This is a genomic window from Achromobacter sp. DMS1, from assembly GCF_001270295.1.
Genome location: NZ_LHSJ01000099.1, coordinates 13,659 through 18,602, shown reverse-complemented (window position 1 = coordinate 18,602; position 4,944 = coordinate 13,659). Strand labels below are relative to the sequence as shown.

The following is a 4,944-nucleotide window of genomic DNA, read 5'->3' as shown; positions in this document are numbered from 1 at the left end:
CGGGCTGGCGCGAGCCGGCCCTGGTGCTGCCTTACGCCGAGGAGCACTACGCCCTGCAGGCCGCCACGGCCGGGCAGGGGCTGGTGCTGGCCAGCTCCGTGATGGTGTCGGACTGCGTGCGGGGCGGCGCGCTGGCCCCGTACCGGCCCGAGGTGAGCGTGCCCGGCGCGGCGTATACGGCCTTGTGCGCGCCGGGCCGGGAGCGTCACGCGCCCGTGCGGGCCTTCCTGGATTGGCTGGAGCGCGAGTTCGCGGCGGAAGCGGGGTCCGCCGCGAGCCCGCCTCAGGGCTCGACCTCGTAATCGGCCGAGCCCAGCACCGCCGCCGCCATGCCGGGCGCCTGGCTCAGCTTGTGCAGGGCGTAGCACTGGGCCGTGGCGATCTTGGCCTCGTGGAATGCCGGATCTTCGGCCTTGAGGTCGAGGCTGGCGAGCAGCGCCCGCGCCATCTGCCAGCCGGCCAGCGTGGTGCCGGCCAGCAGCAGATAGGGCACGGCCGCGCCGAACACGGCATTGGGGGCGGAGGCGGCGTGCTCCAGCACGAAGCCGACGGCGCTGGCCAGCGCCTCGCGCGCCTGGCGCAGCGGAGCCAGCATGCGCCTGGCCTGCGGTTCGGCGCGGGCCTGCAGGTCGTGCTCGGTCTTGGCGATTTCGTCCAGCAGCCAGCGCGCCGTCGCGCCGCCGTCGCGCAGCGTCTTGCGCCCCACCAGGTCGTTGGCCTGGATGGCCGTGGTGCCTTCGTAGATGGGCAGGATGCGCGCATCGCGGTAGTACTGGGCCGCGCCGGTTTCCTCGATGTAGCCCATGCCGCCATGCACCTGCACGCCCAGGCTGGCGACCTCGACGGACATCTCGGTGCACCAGCCCTTGACGATGGGAACCAGGAATTCCTGCACCGCGCGGTGGCGCTTGCGCGCCTCCGGATCTGGGCTGGCGTGGGCCAGGTCGGCGTGGCCGGCCGTGTAGTAGCCCAGGGCGCGCCCGGCTTCGGTGAGGGCGCGCATGGTGCCCAGCATGCGGCGCACGTCGGGGTGGCGGATGATGGGCACGGCCTCGCGCGAGGAGCCGTCCACCGGGCGGCTCTGCACCCGTTCGGCGGCATAGGCCAGCGCGTGCTGGTGGGCGCGCTCGGCCACGGCCACGCCCTGCATGCCCACGGCGAAGCGGGCGGCGTTCATCATGATGAACATGGCGTCCAGCCCGCGGTTTTCTTCGCCCACGATATAGCCCACCGCGCCGCCCGCGTCGCCGTACTGCAGCGTGCAGGTGGGGCTGGCCTTGATGCCCAGCTTATGTTCGATGGAGACACAGCGCACGTCGTTGCGCTCGCCCAGGCTGCCGTCTTCGTTGACCAGGAACTTCGGCACCAGGAAGAGCGAGATGCCTTTCACGCCTTCGGGCGCGCCGGGCACGCGGGCCAGCACGAGGTGGATGATGTTCTCGGCCAGGTCGTGTTCCCCGTAGGTGATGAAGATCTTGGTGCCGCTGATGCGGTAGGTGCCGTCGCCGGCGGGTTCGGCGCGGGTGCGCAGCAGGGCCAGGTCGGACCCGGCCTGCGGCTCGGTCAGGTTCATGGTGCCGGTCCAGCGGCCCGAGATCATGGGCTCGATGTAGCGCTGGCGCAATGCCGGCGAGCCCGCGGTGAGCAGCGCTTCGATGGCGCCGTTGGTCAGCAGCGGGCAGAGCGCGAAGGACAGGTTGGCCGAATTGAGCATTTCGGCGCAGGCCGCGCCCAGCAGGCCCGGCAGGCCCTGGCCGCCGTATTCGGCGGGATGGTTCATGCCCTGCCAGCCGGATTCGGCGTACAGGCGGAAAGCCTGCTTGAAGCCGGCCGCGGTGCTGACGTCGCCGTCGCGCCAGCCGCCGGGGTCGCGGTCGGCGGTCTGGTTCAGGGGCGCCAGCACGTCGGCGGCGAAATGCGCGGACTCGTCCAGCACGGCCCGCACGGTGTCGGCGGTGGCGTCCTCGAAGCCGGGCAGGGCGGCCACCTGCGGCAGGCCCGCCAGGTGGTTCAGCACAAACAGCATGTCCTTGACGGGGGCTTGGTACGGCATGGCGTAATGGCTCCTGGAAAAAACGGGTTGGGGCTCAGGCGGGCCGCTTGGGGTCGGCCAGGTCGATGGCCCGCGTGGCGCCCACCGCGGCGCGCAGCTCGAACTTCTGGATCTTGCCGGTGGAGGTCTTGGGCAGTTCGCCAAAGCGTACCGCGCGCGGCACCTTGAAGCCAGGCAGCAGCAGCTTGCAGTGGGCGATGATCTCCTCCTGCGTGGCGGCGCAGCCGGGCTTGAGTTCCACGAAGGCGCAGGGCGTTTCGCCCCACTTGGGGTCGGGCATGGCCACCACCGCCACGGCGGCCACGGCCGGGTGCCGGTACAGCGCGTCCTCGACCTCGATGCTGGAGATGTTCTCGCCGCCGGAAATGATGATGTCCTTGCTGCGGTCCTTGATGCGCACGTAGCCGTCGGCGGTCATGACGCCCAGGTCGCCGGTGTGGAACCACCCGCCGCGCAAGGCTTCCTCGGTGGCGCGCTCGTTCTTCAGATAGCCCTTCATGCAGATATTGCCGCGGAACATGATCTCGCCCACGGTCTGTTCGTCGGCCGGCACGGGCTCCATGGTGTCGGGGTGGCGCACCGAGACGCCGGCCTGCAGGTGATAGCGCACGCCCTGGCGCGCGGTAAGCAGGGCGCGGCGCTCGTCGTCCAGCGCGTCCCAGGATTCCTGCCGCGCGCAGACGGCGGCCGGCCCGTAGACTTCGGTGAGGCCGTACACGTGCGTCAGCTCGAAGCCGATTTCGCGCATCTTGGCGATGACCGACGGCGCGGGCGCGGCGCCGGCGACCATGGTGCGCACCGTATGCGCGATGCCCTCGCGCAGGGCGGCGGGCGCGTTGGCCAGGGCGCTCTGCACGATGGGTGCGCCGCAGTAATGGGTGACGCCCTCGGCGCGGATCAGGTCGAAGACGGTCTGCGGGTCGAACTTGCGCAGGCACACGTTGACACCGGCGCGCGCCGCGACGGTCCAGGCGAAACACCAGCCGTTGCAGTGAAAGAGCGGCAGGGTCCAGAGATACACCGGGTGCTTGGGCATGTCCCATTCGAGGATGTTGGACAGCGCGTTGAGATAGGCGCCCCGGTAGTGGTAGACCACGCCTTTGGGATCGCCCGTCGTGCCGGAGGTGTAGTTCAGGGCGATGGCGTCCCATTCGTCGGGCGGAGGCTGCCAGTCGTAGCGGGCATCGGCCGCGGCCAGGAATTCCTCGTAATCGACGGCGCCGGGCAGGGCGGCCGGCGCGCCGTCCAGATCGTGCACCGAGATCAGCTTGATCTGGGGAAACTCGGCGCGGGCGCGCTGGGCGATCTCGGCGTATTCGGTGTCGATGATGAGGGCGCGGGCCTCGCCGTGGCCCAGCATGAAGAGCACGCTGGCCGTGTCCAGGCGGGTGTTGAGGGTGTTGAGCACCGCACCCAGCATGGGCACGCCGAAATGGGCTTCGATCATGGCCGGAATGTTGGGCAGCATGACGGCGACGGTGTCGCCGCGCCCGATGCCGGCGCGCTCCAGCGCGCTGGCCAGGCGTTGCGCGCGTTCGTAGGTCTGGCCCCAGGTCCGGCGCACCCGGCCATGGACCACGGCCAGCCGGTGGCCGTAGACCTCGGCCGCGCGGGCGATGAAATCCACCGGGGTGAGAGCTTGGTAGTTGGCCTCGCGGCGCGCCAGGCCATGTTCGAACATGCCGCTCATGCGTTGTCTCCTGCGGGGCGCTGCGGCGCCCCTTATTGCTGTGCCGGACTTGTTTGATCTGGGCAGATCGTTTGATCCGGGCCGATTGCCCTAGCTTAACCAGGCGTCGAAAATGCAGTCTGTCGCCTGCATGACAGACGCTTTTACGCATCGGCAATCCCGAGTTTTACACGGATCTCAGCATGTCCGACGTTTCAAACATCGTTTCTCCGGCGGAACGGGAGGCGCTTTTCCGCGCCTGTGCCTGGTTCCGGGCCCTGGCGCCGGCGCACCAGGCGCTGGTGCTCGGCGCGGCGCGCGCCGAGCGGGTGCCCGACGGCGCCTGTGTGGCCCGGCGCAACGCGCCCGCGGATTTCTGGCTGGGCGTGCACACCGGCCTGCTCAAGCTGGCGATCTACAACGAGTCCGGCCGCAGCTGCACCTTCTCGGGCGTGCCGCCCGGCGGCTGGTTCGGCGAGGGCAGCGTCATCAAGCGCGAGCTGCGCAAGTACGATGTGGTGGCCATCCAGCCTTCGCTGGTCATGCAGGTGCCCGCGCACACTTTTCACGAACTGCTGGCCTCCAGCCTGCCGTTCTCGCGCTTCGTCATCGACCAGCTCAACAATCGCATGGGCGAGTTCATCGCCTCTATCCAGAATCACCGGCTGCTCGACCCCGATGCGCGGGTGGCGCAATCGCTGGCGCAGTTGTTCAACCCCAATCTTTATCCGTCCACCGACCTCGCCCTGCCCATTTCGCAGGAGGAGCTGGGCTATCTCACCGGCCTGTCGCGCCAGCGCGTGAACCAGGCCCTGCAGTCGCTGGCCGACCAGGGCATGCTGGCGCTGGCCTACAACCAGATCCGGGTGCTGGACCTGGAGCGGCTGCGCCGGCACGGACTGGATCAGCTCTGACCGGCCGCCCGCGCCAGCGCCGCGCGGGCCAGGATGCGGGTGGAATCCAGCACGGGCAGCCCGCAGCCGGCCTCGTCCAACACCAGCGGCAGCTCGGTGCAGCCCAGCACCACGGCATCGCAGCCGGCGTCGGCCAGCCGCCGGGCCACCGCCTGCAGCGCCCGTACCGAGTCGGGCTCGACGCGGCCGTAGACGAGTTCGTCCATGATGATGCGCGCGACCCGGTCGCGGTCGGCCTGGTCGGGGCGGAGGAAGTCCAGCCCGCGGGCGCGCAGCGCGTGCGGATAGACGCTGCTGTCGACCAGCCA

5 protein-coding genes are annotated in these 4,944 nt (G+C 70.0%); 2 read left to right on the top strand and 3 right to left on the bottom strand.

Annotated features, from left to right (window positions below; translation table 11 throughout):
- On the top strand, nucleotides 1–302 hold a 302-nt coding region (locus tag AD428_RS13310; RefSeq protein ID WP_235490148.1), incomplete at its 5' end, for a LysR substrate-binding domain-containing protein.
- On the opposite strand, the gene AD428_RS13305 is transcribed toward AD428_RS13310, so the two are convergent.
- Both AD428_RS13305 and AD428_RS13300 read right to left on the bottom strand, forming a co-directional pair.
- Nucleotides 284–2,053 carry an acyl-CoA dehydrogenase gene (locus tag AD428_RS13305; protein WP_053245500.1) on the bottom strand — a complete coding sequence of 590 codons (1,770 nt, stop codon included), beginning with the start codon at nucleotides 2,051–2,053 and terminating at the stop codon, nucleotides 284–286. The two genes, AD428_RS13310 and AD428_RS13305, sit on opposite strands and share 19 nt — an antisense overlap.
- A 34-nt stretch (nucleotides 2,054–2,087) precedes the next feature.
- A complete protein-coding gene (locus tag AD428_RS13300; RefSeq protein ID WP_053245499.1) occupies nucleotides 2,088–3,743 on the bottom strand; it encodes an acyl-CoA synthetase in 1,656 nt (551 codons plus the stop codon).
- Between the two features lie 182 nt (nucleotides 3,744–3,925).
- Here AD428_RS13300 and AD428_RS13295 point away from each other — a divergent pair, with 182 nt between their 5' ends.
- Nucleotides 3,926–4,636: a Crp/Fnr family transcriptional regulator gene (locus AD428_RS13295; RefSeq protein WP_053245498.1), complete on the top strand. Its 711-nt coding sequence runs from the start codon at nucleotides 3,926–3,928 to the stop codon at nucleotides 4,634–4,636.
- Here the strand turns inward: AD428_RS13295 and AD428_RS13290 are convergent.
- Nucleotides 4,627–4,944: aspartate/glutamate racemase family protein (locus AD428_RS13290; protein WP_200908037.1), on the bottom strand; the 318-nt coding region annotated here is incomplete at its 5' end. The two genes, AD428_RS13295 and AD428_RS13290, sit on opposite strands and share 10 nt — an antisense overlap.